The organism is Pseudomonas sp. ML2-2023-3, assembly GCF_037055275.1.
Classification (GTDB): Bacteria; Pseudomonadota; Gammaproteobacteria; order Pseudomonadales; family Pseudomonadaceae; genus Aquipseudomonas.
The window spans coordinates 317,503-338,138 of record NZ_CP146343.1; the positions used below are offsets into that span (position 1 = coordinate 317,503).

Consider the following 20,636-nt stretch of genomic DNA (forward strand, 5'->3'; position numbering starts at 1 on the left):
CATTTCTCTATGGCTGGCCAACAAGGGGCCGCAGATGGACTGAAGTGGCTAGCGGGTCAGGGCTGCCGGTAGCTGATGCAGGTAACACATGCCGACTGGCGGGCTTGAGCGTGAGGCGCTCTTCACGACCATTTCGCCACAGCACTACATGGCCAACCTCGACACGACGCAAAACGCTGCCACCGGGTAAAAGATCACCTACCGAGTAAAAGCGGCTGCCTTGTGCGCCAGCCAACAGCGCTTGAGACGGGCCTTGAGTCGATACAAAACTGGCCCGCAACTGCAAGGCTTCCGCGCTCGGCACCCAGGCGGCCTGGGTGTTCAGGCCCATCACCGTGGCAATGGCTTGGGCTTTAAAAGGCTGGGCCGCAGGCACAACCGGCGCACTGACAGGAGCAAACTCGCGGGCCGGGCCCAAGGCGTCGCGATACTGCAGTTCTTGCCATGCCAGATAACTGCCATAGACCAAAGGCAATACCAGCAGCCCCCCGCTCATTGCAGATGCCCCATAACGGCTAATCACGCGCTTAAAACTGTTCAAGACTGTCTCACCTGGGTGCCTTTGCAGTCCCGCCAGGCCCTGCAGTTAATTGTGCGTTACGAAAACATGCGTTTAATGATGGGTCGGCCTGCACAGTGGTGCTTGATCACCGCTGCCACATGCACACTCACCAACAACACCAATACTGCGCAGGCTTGTGTATGAATAAGGGCAAATAATTCATGCAATTGGCTGTTTTCCATGGGCGCTGGGAAACTCACAATATTAAAAAAACTGATCGGTACGTCCATCATCAAAACACCTGAAACCAGAACCGTTACAACCGTCAGATACAGCAGGGTATGGATAAAAAAAGCCAGCCATGGCGCAAGATTATTAACGTCCACTGTAGCCGGACAACCTCGACCAAAGGACACACAAAACCTGAGTATAAAAACGGGTGTCAACAGCAGCCCTAACGAAACATTCATGCTGCCAATAACTTGCTTATAACTGACTGCCTCAGCGACAAGCCCTATATAAAAACCCGACGCCATCAACCAAATAATCAACATTGCAGAGAACCCATGGAGCACTTTCTGCAATGTCGAGTAGTTAATAGTCTTCATCGAAGCTTATTCCCTGATCTCTTCAACAAACCGGGCTGTTCATGATAAACAGCCCGGTGTTGTTCAGGACTGCTTACTTCTCAGTCCATGCCATGTTCCAGTGCGAGCCGGTACCCGGTTCAAACTGAGTGGCTGTAGGCGAGTACTGTGCGCAGTAACCCGAAGCAGGCCACGGCTTGCACTCGTACACCTGGCCGTTTTTTGGCTGCAACACAGTGGTACCTGCCTTGTAAGCCTTGAAACCTTCAGGGTAGATGGCATCGTACTGCTGACCGCCACCTTCGCCGGTCAGGGTCAAGGTTTTCAACTCCTGGAAGTTTTCACGACCATCTGCACTGCTGGCAATCAGCTTTAAGGCGTGAGCACCCGGGGCGCTGCTGACGTCAACGCTCAACGGTGCAGTGGTTGCGTTCACGTTTTGCTTGGTGTAGCCCACTTGTTTGTTGGCTTCGTTGTAGACCGTCGCTTCAACCGTAAGGTTTTTGTTGGTCATCAGGGTCAAGCCAACAGCGCCTTTGCCTTTGTCCAATACGTACTCGGCGGCAACGTCATGCACGTGCATGTAGGCGGCCGGGTCTGGAACCATCTGGGTCAGCAACTGGTAGTTGGTGACACCGCTTTGGGCCTTGGCGTAGAAGGTATTGGCACCTTTGATTGGCTCAATGACGCCTTCTTCGTTGCGAATACCGGCACGTACCGGCTTGTTGCTCGCGTTCACGGTTTGCGCCAACTTGTAGGACCAGTTTTCTGGCAAGCCTTCTGCTATGGAGTCGATGCCGATCGAGAAGCTGTATTCGGCACTTTCCGCACTGCCGGTAAAGGCTCGAGCCTTGACGGTGTCGCCTGGCAGCAATGAGTGAGTCGGCGTCAACGCTCCGACTTTGGTCCAGCCGTCAGGCGCTGCCCCTTCAGCGGTGATATTGACATCCACCACGTCGTAGAAAGCCGCCGCAGTGTCGTCTACTGTCCATGCTCCCAAAATCACGTGCTGACCCGTGCGGTCTGCCGGAATCACACAGGCGTGTTTTTTGGCTGCCGGGCCATTGCCGCCCGCTGCGCCATCGATGGGTACGCCACCGCCGCCTTCAACGCTGCAAAACGGGGTCGTATCAAAGTCATCGCGGGTGAGGGGCCGATTAGGGTTCCAATCGGTTTTGGTGATGAAGTATTCCCACTTGGTACTTTTATGGGCAGCGGTGTAGAACCAGCTGAATTCAATGTTGCGGTTCTTGATTTCGCTCAGATGCCAGCGGGTTGCAGACTGGGCATCCAGAGCCGAGAACATGGCATTGCCACCGCTCGGGATCTTGCCATCGGCAGGACCAAAGGCCGGGAAGCCTTTAGGAGCTTCACCCACTGTTTGCGGTTCATATTCAGCTGGACCACAGTTGGTGTTCAGGGCCAAGCGACAGGCATACGCGCGTGACGGTGGCTCGTTCATATAACCATGTGCAACCGCCTGTTGTGACGCGAACAGTGACGCCAGTAGAGTCAGCGAAGATGCACACCCCATCAAAGCCCCAGACTTAGAAAGTGCAAATTTCATATAAGAGTTCCTTAGTTTTTATTAGGCAGCCGTTACGACCGCTATTTTTGGCACTGCATATTCGAAGAACGCACGCAACATCACAAAAAACGATGACCGCCAAGTCATGACTTCAGCAAAGAAACATGTAGACATATTTAACCCCCACCAAAAGCGACAATCCTTTGATGAACATGCCACCCCAAGTAATATTTTTTACTGAAACAAATAAAGCAATAGCGCTCGGATTTTACGGAGGCGTATCGAAATGTATGTAGGAAACTTCCTGCAAGGATGTAGGAGTATGAATTAGTTATTCAATAGCCATTGTCACAGCCATAACCCATAACTGATGCAAATAGCAGTCAAAAAAAACCCCGGCATTCGCCAGGGTTTTTTAAAAGTCGAGCTTACTCGTGATACTGCCCCGAGAACTCGTGCACCGCGCTGATGAAGGCGCCTGCGTGTTCCGGCTTCACTTCCGGGGTGATGCCGTGACCCAGGTTGAACACATGGCCCGAACCCTTGCCGTAGCTGGCCAGGATGCGCTTGACCTCGGTGCGGATTGCTTCCGGGTTTGCGTACAGCACGGTCGGGTCCATGTTGCCTTGCAGCGCAACCTTGTTGCCCACTCGCTTGCGGGCTTCGCCCAGGTCGCAGGTCCAGTCCAGACCCAGCGCATCGGCGCCTGCATCGGCAATGCTCTCCAGCCACAGACCACCGTTCTTGGTGAACAGGATGACCGGCACTTTGCGGCCTTCGTGCTCGCGGATCAGGCCGCTGACGATTTTGCGCATATAAGCCAGGGAGAACTCCTGGTACGCCGCAGACGACAGGTTGCCGCCCCAGGTATCGAAGATCTGCACCGCTTGCGCACCGGCCAGGATCTGCCCGTTGAGGTAAGAAGTGACCGACTGCGCCAGTTTGTCGAGCAACAAGTGCATGGCTTGCGGGGTGTCGTAGAGCATGGCCTTGGTTTTACGGAAGTCCTTGGAGGAGCCGCCTTCAACCATGTAGGTGGCCAAAGTCCACGGGCTGCCGGAGAAGCCGATCAGGGGCACGCGACCATTCAGTTCCTTGCGGATGGTGCTGACGGCGTTCATCACGTAGCCGAGGTCTTTTTGCGGATCGGGAATCGGCAACGCTTCGATGTCGGCCAGGGTGCTGACGACTTTTTTGAAGCGGGGACCTTCGCCGGTCTCGAAATACAGGCCCTGGCCCATGGCATCGGGGATGGTCAGGATGTCGGAGAACAGGATGGCCGCATCCAGCTGCGGGAAACGGTCCAGAGGCTGCATGGTGACTTCACACGCGAATTCGGCGTTCTTGCACAGGCTCATGAAGTCGCCGGCCTTGGCGCGGCTGGCACGGTACTCCGGCAGGTAGCGACCGGCCTGACGCATCATCCACACAGGGGTTACGTCTACGGGTTGCTTGAGCAAAGCGCGAAGGAAACGGTCATTCTTGAGAACAGTCATGTCAGCATCCGGAAAAAAAGTGGGGGCATTTTCTCAGAGACGGACGCAAAAGGCACGGCAAGTGCCGTGCCTTTTATCTATCGGGGCGATTTGTCGCGGTTTAACCCACAAATACAATTTCCTGTAGCCGCTGCCGAAAGCTGCGAAAAGGGCCGGAGGACCTTCGCTCTTCAAGGAGAAGAGCGACCCCTTCGGGCTCGATCGCAGCCTGCGGCAGCGACTACAGGGGATAGGGTTACACGCCCAGGTAATCCATGATCCCTTCAGCCGCAGTACGGCCTTCGAAGATCGCGGTCACGACCAGGTCCGAGCCGCGCACCATGTCGCCACCGGCAAAAATCTTCGGGTGGCTGGTCTGGTGCTTGAATTTCGACTGCTCGGGCGCAATCACGCGGCCCTGGCTGTCGGTCTGGATGTCGAACTGCTCGAACCATGACGCCGGGCTTGGGCGGAAACCAAAGGCGATGATCACGGCGTCTGCCGGAATGATCTCTTCAGAACCCGGAATCGGCTCAGGGCTGCGTCGGCCACGGGCATCCGGCTCGCCGAGACGGGTCTCGACCACCTTCACGCCTTCAACCTTGCCTTCACCAACAATGGCAATCGGCTGACGGTTGTAAAGGAACTTCACGCCTTCTTCCTTGGCGTTCTTCACTTCTTTACGGGAGCCGGGCATGTTGGCTTCGTCACGACGATACGCACAGGTCACCGATTTGGCGCCCTGGCGAATCGAAGTACGGTTGCAGTCCATGGCCGTGTCGCCGCCACCCAGTACCACAATCTTTTTGCCTTTCATGTCGACGAAATCTTCCGGCGACTTTTCAAAGCCCAGGTTGCGGTTGACGTTGGCGATCAGGAAGTCCAGTGCATCGTGCACGCCTGGCAGGTCTTCACCGGCAAAACCACCTTTCATGTAGGTGTAGGTGCCCATGCCCATGAAGACGGCGTCGTACTCGGCCAGCAGCTGTTCCATGCTGATGTCCTTGCCGATTTCAGTATTGAGGCGGAACTCGATACCCATGCCGGTGAACACTTCGCGACGGTGGCTCAGTACGGTTTTTTCCAGCTTGAACTCCGGGATACCGAAGGTCAGCAGGCCGCCGATTTCCGGGTTCTTGTCGAAGACCACCGGGGTCACACCACCACGTACCAGCACGTCGGCACAGCCCAGGCCCGCAGGGCCCGCGCCGATAATGGCCACACGTTTGCCGGTCGGGACGACCTTGGACATGTCCGGGCGCCAGCCCATGGCGAACGCGGTGTCGGTGATGTACTTCTCCACCGAACCGATGGTCACCGCGCCAAAACCGTCGTTGAGGGTGCAGGCACCCTCGCACAGGCGGTCTTGCGGGCACACCCGGCCACAGACTTCGGGCAGGGTGTTGGTCTGGTGCGACAGTTCGGCGGCGGCGAGGATGTTGCCCTCGGCCACCAGTTTCAGCCAGTTGGGAATGAAGTTATGCACAGGGCATTTCCATTCACAGTACGGGTTGCCGCAACCCAGGCAGCGGTGGGCCTGCTCGGCCGACTGCTGGGGCTTGAAGGGTTCGTAGATTTCCACGAACTCTTTTTTGCGTTGACGTAACAGTTTCTTCTTCGGATCTTTGCGCCCGACATCGATGAACTGGAAGTCGTTACTCAGACGTTCAGCCATGGTTAAAACCTCATCAAACTTTTCAGGCGCATATCACTGCGGGTTGGCACGGATGCTGGAAAGCAACGATTTCAAGCTGGCAGCCTTGGGCTTGACCATCCAGAAACGACGCAGGTAATCATCGAGGTTTTCCGAGAGGTTGCGACCCCACTCGCTGTTGGTTTCCTCAACGTATTCGTCCAGCACGTGTTGCAGGTGATTGCGGTAGGCCTCCATCGCTTCACCACTGATCCGCTGGATTTCCACCAGTTCGTGGTTAACCTTGTCGACGAAGGTGTTGTCCTGATCCAGCACGTAGGCGAAACCGCCGGTCATGCCCGAGCCGAAGTTGTAACCGGTTTTGCCCAGTACGCAGACGAAACCGCCGGTCATGTATTCGCAGCAGTGATCGCCCGTGCCTTCAACCACGGTGTGAGCACCGGAGTTACGCACTGCAAAACGCTCACCCGCCGTACCCGCAGCAAACAGCTTGCCGCCGGTTGCGCCATACAGGCAGGTGTTGCCGACAATGGCGCTGTCCTGGGTTTTGTAGATGCTGCCCGCAGGCGGCACTATCACCAGCTTGCCGCCGGTCATGCCTTTGCCCACGTAGTCGTTGGCATCGCCTTGCAGGTACATGTGCAAACCACCGGCGTTCCACACGCCAAAGCTCTGACCTGCAGTGCCTTTGAAGCGGAAGGTGATCGGTGCTTTGGCCATGCCTTGGTTGCCGTGAGCACGGGCAATTTCACCCGAGATACGGGCACCGATCGAACGGTCGCAGTTGCAGATGTCGAGGTCGAACTCGGCACCGCTCATGTCGTTGATCGCTGAAGTGGCCAGTTCGACCATCTTCTCGGCCAGCAGGCCTTTGTCGAACGGAGGGTTGCGGTCGACCTGGCAGAACTGGGGTTTGTCCGCCGGGATGTGATCGCTGCCCAACAGAGGAGTCAGGTCCAGGTTGTGCTGCTTGGCGGTCTCGCCCTGCAGGATTTCCAGCAGGTCGGTACGACCGATCAGCTCTTCGAGGGTGCGCACACCCAGCTTGGCAAGCCACTCGCGGGTTTCTTCGGCCACGTAGGTGAAGAAGTTGACCACCATGTCGACGGTGCCGATGTAGTGATTTTTACGCAGCGATTCGTTTTGGGTCGCAACGCCGGTGGCGCAGTTGTTGAGGTGGCAAATACGCAGGTATTTGCAGCCCAGTGCGATCATCGGTGCAGTACCGAAGCCAAAACTCTCTGCGCCCAGGATCGCAGCCTTGATCACGTCCAGACCGGTTTTCAGGCCGCCGTCGGTTTGTACCCGCACTTTGCCGCGCAGGTCGTTGCCGCGCAGGGTCTGGTGGGTTTCAGCCAGGCCCAGCTCCCACGGAGCGCCCGCGTACTTGATGGAGGTCAGCGGTGATGCACCGGTGCCGCCGTCATAGCCGGAGATGGTGATCAGGTCGGCGTAGGCCTTGGCCACGCCTGCGGCGATGGTGCCTACGCCTGCTTCTGCTACCAGCTTCACCGATACCAGCGCTTTCGGATTGACTTGTTTCAAGTCAAAGATCAACTGCGACAAATCTTCGATGGAATAGATGTCGTGGTGCGGCGGTGGCGAAATCAGGGTGACGCCCGGTACGGCGTAGCGCAGTTTGGCGATCAGGCCGTTGACCTTGCCGCCCGGCAGTTGCCCGCCCTCGCCCGGTTTGGCGCCTTGGGCAACCTTGATTTGCAGCACTTCGGCGTTGACCAGGTATTCCGGGGTCACGCCGAAACGGCCAGTGGCCACTTGCTTGATTTTGGAGCTTTTGATGGTGCCGTAACGTGCCGGGTCTTCGCCGCCTTCACCGGAGTTGGAGCGTGCGCCCAAACGGTTCATGGCTTCAGCCAGGGCTTCGTGGGCCTCTGGTGACAGGGCGCCCAGCGAGATACCGGCCGAGTCGAAACGCTTGAGAATCGAGTCCAGCGGTTCGATGTCGTCGATGGCCAGCGGCGTGTCGAGGGTCTTGACCTGGAACAGGTCGCGGATCATCGACACCGGACGCTTGTCGACCAGCGCGGTGTATTCCTTGAACTTGCTGTAGTCACCCTGCTGCACAGCGGCTTGCAGGGTAGCGACTACGTCCGGGTTGTAGGCGTGGTATTCGCCACCGTGCACGTACTTGAGCAGACCGCCTTGCTGGATCGGCTTGCGCGCACTCCAGGCCTCGGCTGCCAGCAGCTTTTGCTCGGCTTCAAGGTCGACGAAGCGTGCGCCCTTGATGCGGCTTGGCACGCCACGGAAGCTCAGGTCGCAGATTTCTTCGGACAGGCCGATGGCTTCGAACAACTGCGCACCGCGGTACGAGGCAATGGTCGAGATACCCATCTTCGACAGGATTTTAAGCAAGCCTTTGGTGATGCCTTTGCGGTAGTTTTTGAACACCTCATAGAGGTCGCCCAGCACTTCACCGGTACGGATCAAGTCACCCAGCACTTCGTAAGCCAGGAACGGATAGACCGCCGAGGCGCCGAAGCCGATCAGCACCGCAAAGTGATGCGGGTCACGGGCAGTAGCGGTTTCAACCAGGATGTTGCTGTCGCAGCGCAGGCCTTTTTCGGTCAAGCGGTGATGCACGGCGCCCACAGCCAACGAGGCGTGAACCGGCAACTTGCCCGGTGCGATATGACGGTCACTCAGAACGATCTGGGTACGACCGGCGCGCGCGGCTTCTTCGGCCTGATCGGCGATATTGCGCACGGCCGCTTCAAGACCCACGCTCTCGTCGTAGTTGAGGTCGATGATCTGACGCTCAAAGCCCGGCAGGTCGAGGTTCATCAGCGAACGCCATTTGGCAGGCGAGATCACGGGCGAACTGAGGATCACACGGGAAGCGTGCTCCGGGGATTCCTGGAAGATGTTGCGCTCGGCACCGAGGCAGATTTCCAGCGACATGACGATGGCTTCACGCAGCGGGTCGATCGGCGGGTTAGTCACCTGCGCGAACTGCTGGCGGAAGTAGTCGTACGGCGTGCGAACACGCTGGGACAGCACGGCCATTGGCGTGTCGTCACCCATCGAGCCTACGGCTTCGTAGCCTTGCTCGCCCAACGGACGCAGCACCTGGTCGCGCTCTTCGAACGTCACCTGGTACATCTTCATGTATTGCTTGAGCTGATCAACGTCGTAAAACGCCGAACCGTGGTCGTTGTCTTCCATGGTCGCCTGAATGCGCAGGGCATTCTTGCGCAGCCACTGTTTGTACGGGTGGCGCGACTTCAAGCGGTTGTCGATGGAGTCGGTGTCCAGCACCTGACCGGTTTCGGTGTCCACGGCCAGGATCTGGCCCGGACCGACACGGCCTTTGGCGATCACGTCTTCTGGCTTGTAGTCCCACACGCCGATTTCAGAAGCGATGGTGATATAGCCGTTGGTGGTGGTCACCCAGCGCGCAGGGCGCAGACCGTTGCGGTCGAGCAGGCAGACAGCATAACGACCGTCGGTCATCACTACGCCAGCCGGGCCGTCCCACGGTTCCATGTGCATGGAGTTGTACTCATAGAACGCCCGCAGGTCGGGGTCCATGGTTTCAACGTTCTGCCACGCCGGTGGAATCAGCATGCGCACGCCACGGAACAGATCGATACCGCCGGTGACCATCAGTTCCAGCATGTTGTCCATGCTCGAGGAGTCAGAACCCACGCGGTTAACCAGCGGGCCGAGCTCGTCGAGGTCACCGATCAGGTCATTGGCGAACTTGGTGCGACGGGCCTGGGCCCAGTTGCGGTTGCCGGTGATGGTGTTGATCTCGCCGTTGTGGGCGAGAAAGCGGAATGGCTGGGCCAGCGGCCATTTCGGCAGGGTGTTGGTGGAGAAACGCTGGTGGAACACGCAAATTGCGGTTTGCAGGCGTTCATCGCTCAGGTCTGGATAGAAGGCGGTGAGGTCCGCCGGCATCATCAGGCCTTTATAAATGATGGTCTTGTGGGAAAAGCTGCAGATGTAGTGATCGGTGTCAGCGGCGTTGCTCACCGATGAACGGCGACGGGCGCTGAACAGTTTGATCGCCATGTCCTGATCGCTCAGGTTTTCGCCAGCGATGAACACTTGCTCGATCTGCGGCAAACGTTCCAATGCCAGACGGCCCAGAACGCTGGTATCGATCGGCACCTTGCGCCAGCCCACCAATTGCAGGCCCGCCGCGAGGATTTCGCGGTTCATGTTGTCGCGGGCCGCTTCAGCCTTGATCGGGTCCTGGTTGAAAAACACCATGCCGACGGCGTATTGCTTGGGCAAATCTGCGCCGAACTGTTCTTTGGCGGTTGCACGCAAGAACAGGTCAGGCTTTTGAATCAGCAGGCCACAACCGTCACCGGTCTTGCCATCTGCGTTGATCCCACCGCGGTGGGTCATGCAGGTCAGGGCTTCAATGGCGGTTTGCAGGAGGGTATGACTAGGCTCGCCCTGCATATGGGCAATCAGGCCGAAACCACAGTTATCCTTGAATTCATCGGGGTGGTACAGACCTGCTTTCATAGACACTTTCTCACCAGGCTGCCCCAAAAAGGGGCAAATTTCTTTTAATTCAACCACTTGCTCCCCGCGCTGAACGTACGCCAGCTTGGCAGGGGCAAAAGGGTGGTCATTCTACACACCGTCACATAGGCCCACAAATTTAACGGCGATTAACCGTAAGTTCGTGTCGCATTTATGAAAGGTTTAAAGCGATTGCTCGTGCTAGTCAAAACATTTTTGATGTCGACTGCTGCGCGGCGCAGACACCACAAGGCACACGGCTTGATAAGCCCGTATGCACAAGCAGGAATTTGATGTGCTAGAACGGCGACCTGGGTAAGGTCGCCGGATCATCAGCGAGCTGTAGCCAGCTCTTTTTGGACGCTGGCGACAGTGCGAGGCCAAGGTTTACCAGCCTGTGTCTTCGCTGGCAAGTTCTTGATTGCCGCGGTGGCTGCGGCATGGCTTGGGAAATTGCCGTAGGTGACGACGTACAGCGGCTTGCCGTTCAAGGACTTCTTGAAATAGCGAGCATCGCCGCCCAGTTCTTTAGCGACATTTTGCGCAGACGCTTCAGAGCTGGTGCCGACGATCTGCACCACATAGTTGTTGGCAGGCTGGCTGGAGTACCAGCTGCCGCCCGGTGCGGCCTTGGCAACAACGACCGGCTTCTCGACTGGCTTGACCACCGGCTTGGCTGCCGGGGCTGGGGCCGGAGCAGGCTTGGCGACAGGGGCAGGCGCTGGCTTGGCCGTAGCCACGGTTGGCGCCGGGGTCGCCACTGGCGCAGGGCCCGATGGCACGCCAACCGGTGGCGCCGTGGTGGTGACAGTTGGCGGCGAAGCTACACCGCCGTCGACCGCAGGCACACCGCCATCGTCGCCCTCAGGCATATCACCGGCCGCTTCGGCCAACGGACCACGCATCACCGGTTGGGATTGCCCTACCAGCGGCAATGGCATCGGCTGCGAAGAGCCAGCGAAATCAACAGACGGCTTGGCGCCGCCATTTGGAGCGGCCTGCCCCAGTTGTGTCTGTTCGGCACCCGGCGCGACTGGCGCCTTGCCACGGCCAGGAATCAATACAGCAGCAGCGACAGCCACTACCACTACTGCACCAATGGCCAATACGTGTTTCTTCGGCATCTTGAACCCCATACTTGGACGCTTGACCGCTGAGCGGCTGGCAATCATGGCTTCGATCATTGCATCGCGGGCGACCTGGTTGATAGTGCCAGGCCAGCCTTCGGAGCTCTCGTGTATATCTGAGATCTGCTGAGCGCTAAAGAGTTCGATTCCTGCCCCAGCACCTTCGAGGCGCTGAGCCAGATACTCACGGGTTTCATCGAGGGTATACGGCTGCAATTCGATGACATGAAAACGTTCTTCATCCGGGCTCAACTGCTCCAACCCGGCAATCATCGACGGCTCACCGAACAGGAACACATGCGGACGGCCTTCCGGCGCTCCCGCAGCCAGCGCCAGCAATGCTTCCAGTGCCGACTCGTCCAGCTGCTCGGCGTCATCGACCAACAAGTAGACTTCTTGTCCGGTCAGTGCCAATTGCACGACTTGCGCCAGAATGGAGCCGACATCGGGGCGTGCAACATTCAGGGTCTGTGCCACCTGGTGCAGAATGCCAGCCGCATCGCCAGCACCCCGCGCAGAAACCACAACACTCTGCACAGACTGTTTGTTGGTGCTCGCGACCAGCGCCTGGCGCAGCAAGGTTTTACCGCTGCCCTCAGGCCCGGTAACCACCAGCAACAACTGGCTGTAGCGGGCAAGGTGATGCAACTGCCCCAGCACCGGCTTGCGCTGGGCAGGGAAAAACTTGAAGCCCGGCACCCGTGGCGCAAAAGGGTCGTGGTTGAGCTGGAAGTGACCGAGGAACGCCTCGTCGGCATGCAAACTAGTCATCGGGATCTTATTAACCTTTAAGCTGAGCCAGCGCGCGGTAATCCGCACCCAGCGTGGCTTGGAGAACCTCGTGTGGATAATCGTCAGTCACCGTGGCTTCGCCCAGACGACGCAACAGCACCAGCCGCATGCGGCCGTCGATCACTTTCTTGTCAACCGCCATGTGCTGCATGAAGTCGGCTGGCGTCATTTCGCCGGGCGGCACTACTGGCAAACCGGCGCGCTGAAAAATTCGAATGCCGCGATCACGCTCTGCATGGCTGATCCAGCCCAGGCGGGCGGACATTTCCAGAGCCATTACGGTGCCAGCGGCTACCGCTTCACCATGTAACCATACGCCGTAGCCCATATGGGTTTCGATGGCATGGCCAAAGGTGTGACCGAGGTTGAGGGTGGCACGTACCCCCGTTTCGCGTTCATCGGCACCCACCACTTCAGCCTTGGCGGCGCACGAACGCTGGATCGCAGCGGTCAGGGCGACCTGATCCAGCGCACGCAACGCGTCCATGTTGTCCTCAAGCCAGGTCAGGAACGGCTCATCGCAAATCAGGCCGTACTTGATGACTTCTGCCAGCCCTGCAGACAATTCGCGGGCCGGGAGAGTGTTGAGGGTCTGGGTGTCGATCAGTACCAGGTTGGGCTGATAAAAAGCACCGATCATGTTCTTGCCCAGCGGGTGGTTGATCCCGGTTTTGCCGCCCACCGACGAATCGACCTGAGACAGCAAGGTGGTCGGCACCTGGATGAAATCAACACCGCGCTGGTAACAGGCAGCGGCAAAACCCGCCATGTCACCCACCACGCCGCCGCCCAAGGCAATCACCGTGGTGCGCCGATCGTGGCGAGCCGTGAGCAGGCCGCTGAAAATCAGCTGCAGGGTTTCCCAGTTTTTGAATGATTCGCCATCGGGCAGGACAATCGGCACTACCGAGTACTGCGCGAGGCTGCGCGTCAGGCGCTCAAGATAGAGGGGTGCGACCGTTGCATTGGTCACAATGGCCACTTGGCGACCCGCGATATGGGGGGCCAGCAACTGCGGCTGATCCAACAAACCTTCGCCAATATGAATCGGGTAGCTACGCTCGCCTAGATCAACCTTCAGTGTCTGCATGAATCCCCGCGTTGAAACAGGTCACCGGCGACCTGCTTCGCAATTATCAAGTGATGGTCGCCTCTTTTCTGACACGACCCGATAGCCTTTGCTGGCGCCGAGGATAGCGCATTTCGTACCGCACTTTAATGGTCCAGCACAGCGGTCTTACCGAGGAGCAAGCTGCGCCAGTCGCTCGAGAATATCCAGAACCACCATGCGAGGCGGTCGCTCATCGGTTTCGACCACCAGATCAGCGATTTCCCGATAGAGGGGATCGCGAATGGCCAGCAAGTCGCGCAGGATTTTTTCCGGGTTTGCGTTGCGTAGCAAAGGCCGATTGCGGTCACGTGAGGTACGCGCAACCTGCTGCTCGATGGAAGCATGCAAGTAAACCACTCGTCCGCCATTGCGCAACGCCTGGCGGTTTTCCGCACGCATGACGGCACCACCACCGGTCGCCAGCACGATGCCATTTTCATGACACAGTTCGACAATCATGGCCGTTTCACGGTCACGAAAGCCGGGCTCACCTTCTTTGTCGAAGATCCACGGGATATTGGCACCCGTGCGCACTTCAATTTCCTTATCGGAATCTTTGAACGGCAGGTGCAACTCTTTGGCCAGCAAACGTCCGATGGTGCTTTTTCCAGCCCCCATTGGCCCAACAAGAATCAAATTTCTCACAGAATCAATGACTCACAGCAATCGCCTGGTTGTTCATGATACGCGGAGTCAGGAACACCAGCAGTTCGGATTTTTTTTCCAGGACAACGTCTCTACGGAAAAGTCGGCCAACATACGGCAGATCTCCTAAAAATGGCACTTTATCTACTACTTTGCTCTGAGTATTTGAGAACACTCCCCCAATCACGATGGTTTCACCGTCCTTGACCAGCACCTTGGCCCGGACCTCATTCTTCTTGATTGGCGGCACATCATGGACCCGGTTCATGTAATCGGGCTCGTCCTTGGTTACGACGACCTCCATGATGACGCTGTTGTCAGGGGTTATTTGCGGTGTCACCTCCAGGGACAACGAGGCCTCCTTGAACGATACCGATGTGGCACCGCTTGAGCTGGACTCTTGATAGGGAATTTCAGTGCCCTTGAGGATTTTGGCGGTTTCCTTGTCGGAGGTAACTACTTTGGGCTGAGAGATGATTTCACCGTTGCCGGTTTTTTCCATGGCTGCCAGCTCCAGGTCCAACAACACATTGTTGGTGATAAAGGCGATGCCCAGCCCTGATGTATTACCCGAAACGCCCAGGTCCACAAAGGGCGCGCTCAGATCGCCGGGCACTGCCCCTGATGCAGGCGTGCGGGTAATACCGCCCGCACTCCAGTGGCCTTCGTTGCGCAGGGTGCCACCCCAACGAACCCCCAGGCTTTTCTCATAGTCCACACCCGCCTCAACAATTCGGGCTTCGATCATCACCTGACGTACCGGCACATCCAGCTGAGCCACAAGGCGGCGCAACTCCTCCAGCCGCTCACCAGACTCAAAGGCAATTATGTTATTGGTGCGCTCATCCACGGCGATTGTGCCCTGCCCGTCAACGTCGGGCTGAGCACCGGTCACAGACTGGAACAATTTGGCAATATCTGCAGCCTTGGCGTAATTGACCTGCACCAGCTCTCTGCGCAAAGGCGCAAGGCGGGCCAGTTGATTGCGGGCCTCAAGTTCATGACGCTCGCGAGCCGCGATGTCTTCAGAGGGCGCGATCAACAGCACATTACCCTCAAGGCGCTTGCCCAGACCCTTGCTTTTAAGCACCAGATCCAGCGCCTGATCCCACGGTACGTCCTGCAGGTTCAGGGTAATGCTGCCCTGTACGGCGTCGCTGACCACCACATTGAACCCCGTGAAATCTGCCAGTAGCTGAAGCACTGCGCGCACTTCGACCTCCTGAAAGTTCAGGGACATTGTTTCGCCGACATACGAAGAGGGGATGACTGTGGCCTGGGCAGCCGCCAGCGTTGACTGCGAATTCAGCGCACTCCATAGCGCCAGTACGCAGACCGGTAAAATCCTTTTCATGGTGTTTATCCGTTAAGAGTGTTGCTTTAAAGGGATCGTCAGGGACCTTTCCAACCAGCCGCCCCGACCATCGGAAATCACTTCAAACACTTCAACCTGGGTCACGTCCACCGAAGCAATCTGGCCATTGTTGCGCCCCAGGTAATCACCTACTTTCAAACGGTGGATGACACCGTTGACCCGTAGCAATGCGTTGGTTTCCAGATCATTGGACAGCGTCCCGACCATCTCGAATTGCTCAAGATCGAAGCCTTCCAGAAACTGACGTGCCCGGTCACCGTCAAGCTCGTCACCGACGAGGCTGACCTGCCAATTGCCAGCCCCGCCCCTGGGCACGGCCTGAAAAGGATTGCGCAGCGTCAACGCGTCATAGGTGAACACGTGCGCTGGATTGATTTCCGGAAGAGGCTCAATGGCCTCACCCGATTGCACCTGAGCGGTCTGCAAATACGTTTGCAGCTCAACGGTACCCTGCGGGCCATCGCACCCCGCCAGCGTCGCCAGCAATCCAGCGCCAAACAGTCGAAAACAGACACTCATGGGATCAGTCCTTGATCGTGGGTGCGGTAGGCCCTGGCCAGCAGCGTCATGCGTAACTGGCCGCTACCTGAGCTGTTGAGCGGAGCAAGTGCGAAATCATGAAGGGTGACTATGCGTGGCAGGCTCGCCATGGCGCTGACGAAGAGCCCCAACTCGTGGTACCCACCGGCGAGAGTCATCTGCAGGGGCAGTTCGGCATAGAACGGCTGAAGGACTTCGGGCAACCACTCAATATGCTCGACCACCAGGCCGTTGAGGTGGCTCAGTCGCGAAATCTCATCCAGCAAACCGGGCACTTGCGCCTGGGCAGGGAGTTGTTCGAGCAATACGCCAAAGGCGGCTTCCAGCCCTTGCATTTGCTTCAAGTAGGCATCCAGGTTCGCAACCTGGGCAACCCTGGATTCAAATTCGGCCTTTAGTCTGGCTTGAGCTTCATGCTGCAGTTGCAACCGGGCAAACGAGGGCTGCAACAGCAACGGATACCCCAGCGCCAGGATCATGCCCAACCACGCCAGCGCGACGAGATTTTTGCGTTTTGGCGACCAGACTCCCGGATGCCCGAGGTCCAGCTCCCGAAGGTCAAAGCTGCGCAGGCTGTGTAGCCACTGCGCGGCCATCACAACGCCCCCGCAGCGGGTGTATGCCGGGCCTCGCGCACCGTCAGTTGAAACTGACGCTCTGGCCCGCCGGCATGGGCAGGATCGGCCTTGACGTCATTGAGCTCGGGCGTTTCCAGCCAGTGTGAAGCATCCAGATTGCGCATCAATTGCGCGACGAGGGTATTGGACTGGGCAACCCCCGTGATGACTATTGTGCCCTCGGTCATTTTCACGTCAGTGAAGTGCACGCCTTCGGGCAAGCTGCGCGCCAATTGCTCCAGAATAATCCCGCTGCTCGATCGGCTGCTCTGCAGCGCCCCGATTGTTTGCATACGCTCAAGCAATTGCTCGCGGCGTACTTTCAACTGATCGATTTGCTCCGCACGGCCGTCCAGCTGGAACGTGGCACTGCGGATCAAGTCATTGCGCTCCAGCTGCTGCTCTACCAGGTTGTCGATAAACTGGTCAGCAGCAAACAATCCGGCCACTGTTCCCACCGACAGGACTGCCAGCACCATCAAAAACCGCTTGCGCCGCTTTTCACGCAACAACGCGCGCCAGGGCAACAAATTGATTCTCGCCATCAATCAAACCCCCTCAAGGCCAGACCGCAGGCAGTCAACAACACAGGAGCATCGCAGAGCAAGGCTTCAGGTGCGAGCCCAGGCTCAACGTTCATGCCCATAAAGGGATTGGCGGCGCGTACAGGCCTTCCGAGCCGGGCTTCAACCCACTGACTCAGCCCCGGAGTCGCTGCCGCCTTGCCAGCCAATATGATCATGTCGATCGTGCCTTCAACGCCGGACTGAAAAAACAGCTCCAGCCCGCGCTCCAGATGCCCGGACACCCTGCTTTCGAATCCGTGCGCCTCTGTGTCTCCGTGCTCAGGGAGCAACTCGCGGTAGTAAACAACCTGCCCTTGGTACACAACGCTCAACAGCGCTGCATGGGTTGCAAGGTCGAGTACTGCCACTGCACCTTGCAGCGCCATGCCCGCTGTCATTGCCTCAACCCCGCACGCCAGGGCATGGGCCTGGACAGCAACCACCCGAGGGGTCAGGCCTGCGCCGGTCAAGACCGAACGATGCCACTCAAGAGCCTCTTGGCGGCACGCCGCCATCTGCACGCGGACCCGTCCGGGATGGGTCGATGAAACGTCTTCAACCTCGAAATCAAGCGCCACGTCATCCAGCGCATAAGGAATGTATGGCTCCGCTTCCAGTCGTACATGAAGTTCAAGCTCGACTTCATTCAAACCCGCCTCGATCTCCAGGGTTTTGCAGATGACTTGCCCATCAGGCATCCCGACAATCGCATCACGGGTCACAACGGCAGCTTTTTCCAGCGCCCCGAGGAGCACTTGAACGACACTTTTGGACTCGGCGCCGGTCTGAAGTTCCGTAAGCCCGGCTGGCAGCGGTTCTATGGCATAACCCTGGAGCTTGAGCCGACCTTGGGAGCGGCTCAGTTCGACGATTTTGATTGCTTGCTGGCTGATATCAACGCCGAGACAGCGATGGCGTGTTCTGGGAAGAAATCCGGGCACTTTTGTTTTCCCTAATGCAATCCGTAACTTACGGAGGGTAAAAAATGAGATCCGTTCAAAACCTGTTCTGACATGCGGCTCATGACGCCCATGAGCGAAAAATGCTTATAATGCCGTGCGTTTTTTTCCGTATCGTCGACCCGGCGCAGCTGCGCACTACCCTGACGTGCAAACCCATTTCTTAATCTGGAAATCCAAAAGCCTTGATTCGTCTGCTGAAGTTTTTCGGGTGGTCTTTCGTTGCTGTGTTCTGCGGGCTGTTGCTCGTGTTGAGCGGCGCGTTTCTCTATCTTAGTCCTGGCTTGCCGTCCGTAGAGTCGTTGAGAAGCATCCAGTTGCAGATTCCTTTGCGGGTCTACACCAGCGACGGAAAGTTGATCGCAGAGTTTGGCGAAATGCGCCGCTCTCCAATCAAGTTCGCCGACATTCCCCCCAATTTCATCAATGCCCTGCTCTCTGCAGAAGATGACAACTTCGCCAATCATTACGGGGTTGATCCCAGTAGCCTGATGCGTGCCGCTACCCAACTGGTAAAAAGCGGACACATACAATCAGGTGGCAGCACCATCACCATGCAGGTGGCGAAGAACTATTTCCTGTCCAGCGAGCGCAGCTTTTCGCGCAAAACCAACGAGATCCTGCTGGCACTGGAAATCGAACGCGAACTGACCAAGGACGAAATCCTTGAGCTGTATGTGAACAAGATTTACCTGGGTAACCGCGCTTACGGCATCGAAGCCGCTGCGCAGGTTTACTACGGCAAGTCGATCCGCGACCTCAGCCTGGCGCAGATGGCCATGATTGCCGGCCTGCCCAAGGCCCCTTCGCGCTTTAATCCACTGGCCAATTCGGTACGCAGCAAAGAGCGCCGCGACTGGATCCTGGGCCGCATGTACAAGCTGGGCAAGATTGATCAGGCCAGCTACGAAGCTGCTGTCGCAGAGCCCGTAAACGCCAGCTACCACGTGCCAACCCCGGAAGTGAGCGCGCCTTACATCGCTGAAATGGCCCGGGCCGAAATGGTCGGACGCTATGGTAGCGAGGCTTACACCGAAGGTTTCCGCGTCACAACAACGGTGCCAAGCGACCTTCAGGAGCTCGCCAACACTGCAGTTCACGAAGGTCTGATTGCCTATGACCAGCGCCACGGCTATCGAGGCCCCGAGTCGCGCCTGCCGGGCAAGACCCTGGCCGTCTGGACTCAAGAGCTGGCCAAGCAACGGGCAATCAGCGGCCTGGAGCCTGCAATCGTGACCCAGGTCGACAAGGACGGCCTGCAAGTGCTGACCCGCACCGGCGAAGTTCACGTTTCCTGGAACACCATGAAATGGGCACGCAAGTTCCTCAATACCAACAGCATGGGCCCAATGCCCAAGCAGCCCTCGGATGTCGCTCAGGTCGGCGACCTGATTCGCGTGCAGCCGCAGACCGATGGCAGCTACAAGTTCAGCCAGGTGCCCACCGTACAAGGTGCGCTGGTATCCCTGGACCCGAACAACGGTGCTATCCGCTCACTGGTGGGAGGCTTTGCCTTCGAGCAGAGCAACTACAACCGTGCGATGCAAGCCAAACGCCAGCCAGGCTCAAGCTTCAAGCCTTTCATTTACAGCGCCGCGCTGGATAACGGCTACACCGCCGCCACTCTGGTGAACGATGCACCGATCGTGTTTGTAGACGAGTACCTGGACAAGGTCTGGCGTCCAAAGAACGACACCAACACATTCCTCGGCCCGATTCGCGTGCGAGAGGCCCTGTACAAATCTCGCAACCTGGTCTCGATCCGCTTGCTGCAAAGCCTGGGTGTCGACCGCACCGTCGACTACATCAGCAAGTTTGGTTTCAACAAGCAGGACCTGCCGCGCAACCTGTCGCTGGCCTTGGGTACTGCAACCCTGACGCCTATGGAGATCGCTACCGGCTGGAGCACATTCGCCAACGGTGGTTACAAAATCACGCCGTATCTGATCGACAAGATCGAAAGCCGCAACGCCGAGACCCTGTTCGTGGCCAACCCGCCAAGCGTGCCCAAAGCCGCAGGCAAGGATGTGCCGCCAGAAGCTGCAGCGCTGACCATCGACACCATCAATGCAGCACCCGGCCTGCCTACCGTCGAGACGCAAGCGGTGGCCGAACGCATTGTTGACGGCCGCACCACTTACATTCTCACCAGCATGCTGCAGGACGTGATCAAGCTCGGTACTGGTCGCCGCGCCCTGGCGCTGGGACGCACCGACCTGGCGGGCAAAACCGGTACGACCAACGAGTCCAAGGATGCATGGTTCTCAGGCTACAACGCCGATTACGTGACTACCGTATGGACCGGCTTTGACCAACCTGAAAGCCTCGGCCGTCGGGAATATGGTGGCACCGTAGCCCTGCCGATCTGGATGACCTACATGGGTGGCGCGCTCAAGGGCAAGCCGGCTCATACGTTGCCTGAGCCCGAAGGCATCCTCAGCTTGCGGATTGACCCGTTAAGTGGCCGTATCGCTTCCCCTGGAACGCCAGGCGCCTACTTTGAGCTGTTCAAGAGCGAAGATACGCCGCCGACCAACAGCGAACTGGGCAACAGCGTAGCGCCTGGCAGCCCGCTGCCGGCAGATGATGGGGCTCCAATAGATCTCTTCTGACGAAGAGAGCAGCGAGCGCTTAGCTACAAGTTGCAGGTGAAGA

At 57.9% G+C, this 20,636-nt stretch carries 14 protein-coding genes and 1 pseudogene; 1 reads left to right on the top strand and 14 read right to left on the bottom strand.

Translation table 11 applies throughout. From position 1 onward, the window contains the following. Positions 1 to 7: 7 nt before the first annotated feature. From V6P94_RS01345 to pilM, 14 genes and pseudogenes are all read right to left on the bottom strand, one after another. A complete protein-coding gene (locus tag V6P94_RS01345) occupies positions 8 to 496 on the bottom strand; it encodes a type II secretion system protein N (RefSeq protein ID WP_133076787.1) in 489 nt (162 codons plus the stop codon). Positions 497 to 597: 101 nt separating this feature from the next. Continuing rightward, positions 598 to 1,110: a cytochrome b/b6 domain-containing protein gene (locus tag V6P94_RS01350; protein ID WP_338648924.1), complete on the bottom strand. Its 513-nt coding sequence runs from the start codon at positions 1,108 to 1,110 to the stop codon at positions 598 to 600. A gap of 73 nt (positions 1,111 to 1,183) precedes the next feature. Further along, entirely contained in the window at positions 1,184 to 2,656 is a 1,473-nt protein-coding gene (gbpA, locus tag V6P94_RS01355) for an N-acetylglucosamine-binding protein GbpA (protein WP_338648925.1), read from the bottom strand. A 389-nt stretch (positions 2,657 to 3,045) separates the two neighbouring features. After that, complete coding sequence (gene hemE, locus V6P94_RS01360) at positions 3,046 to 4,113, bottom strand: uroporphyrinogen decarboxylase (protein ID WP_133076746.1); 1,068 nt, start codon at positions 4,111 to 4,113, stop codon at positions 3,046 to 3,048. 235 nt (positions 4,114 to 4,348) lie between these two features. Further along, the gene (locus V6P94_RS01365; protein WP_133076747.1) at positions 4,349 to 5,767 is read right to left on the bottom strand and encodes an FAD-dependent oxidoreductase; all 1,419 of its coding nucleotides are present in this window, start codon (positions 5,765 to 5,767) and stop codon (positions 4,349 to 4,351) included. Between the two features lie 33 nt (positions 5,768 to 5,800). Beyond that, entirely contained in the window at positions 5,801 to 10,249 is a 4,449-nt protein-coding gene (gene gltB / locus V6P94_RS01370; RefSeq protein WP_133076748.1) for a glutamate synthase large subunit, read from the bottom strand. A gap of 332 nt (positions 10,250 to 10,581) precedes the next feature. Then, positions 10,582 to 12,147: an AAA family ATPase gene (locus V6P94_RS01375; protein ID WP_219262182.1), complete on the bottom strand. Its 1,566-nt coding sequence runs from the start codon at positions 12,145 to 12,147 to the stop codon at positions 10,582 to 10,584. Positions 12,148 to 12,157: 10 nt separating this feature from the next. Continuing rightward, positions 12,158 to 13,258, bottom strand: coding sequence for a 3-dehydroquinate synthase (aroB, locus tag V6P94_RS01380; protein ID WP_133076750.1), 1,101 nt, complete (start codon positions 13,256 to 13,258; stop codon positions 12,158 to 12,160). Between the two features lie 147 nt (positions 13,259 to 13,405). After that, on the bottom strand, positions 13,406 to 13,924 hold the full coding sequence (gene aroK, locus V6P94_RS01385) for a shikimate kinase AroK (RefSeq protein WP_133076751.1): 519 nt from the start codon (positions 13,922 to 13,924) through the stop codon (positions 13,406 to 13,408). Between the two features lie 4 nt (positions 13,925 to 13,928). Then, positions 13,929 to 15,182: pseudogene (locus tag V6P94_RS01390) on the bottom strand (type IV pilus secretin PilQ); the annotation flags it as partial. A gap of 108 nt (positions 15,183 to 15,290) precedes the next feature. Next, entirely contained in the window at positions 15,291 to 15,818 is a 528-nt protein-coding gene (locus V6P94_RS01395; RefSeq protein ID WP_338648926.1) for a pilus assembly protein PilP, read from the bottom strand. Further along, a complete protein-coding gene (locus V6P94_RS01400) occupies positions 15,815 to 16,435 on the bottom strand; it encodes a type 4a pilus biogenesis protein PilO (protein WP_133076754.1) in 621 nt (206 codons plus the stop codon). Before V6P94_RS01400 ends, V6P94_RS01395 begins: the two co-directional genes overlap by 4 nt. Continuing rightward, on the bottom strand, positions 16,435 to 17,001 hold the full coding sequence (locus V6P94_RS01405; protein WP_133076755.1) for a PilN domain-containing protein: 567 nt from the start codon (positions 16,999 to 17,001) through the stop codon (positions 16,435 to 16,437). The genes V6P94_RS01400 and V6P94_RS01405 overlap by 1 nt, the downstream gene beginning before the upstream one ends. Beyond that, the gene (gene pilM, locus V6P94_RS01410; protein ID WP_133076756.1) at positions 17,001 to 17,963 is read right to left on the bottom strand and encodes a type IV pilus assembly protein PilM; all 963 of its coding nucleotides are present in this window, start codon (positions 17,961 to 17,963) and stop codon (positions 17,001 to 17,003) included. The genes V6P94_RS01405 and pilM overlap by 1 nt, the downstream gene beginning before the upstream one ends. 206 nt (positions 17,964 to 18,169) lie before the next feature. Between pilM and V6P94_RS01415 the strand changes: the two genes are divergently transcribed. After that, positions 18,170 to 20,593, top strand: coding sequence for a penicillin-binding protein 1A (locus V6P94_RS01415; protein ID WP_374105707.1), 2,424 nt, complete (start codon positions 18,170 to 18,172; stop codon positions 20,591 to 20,593). Positions 20,594 to 20,636 lie beyond the last annotated feature (43 nt).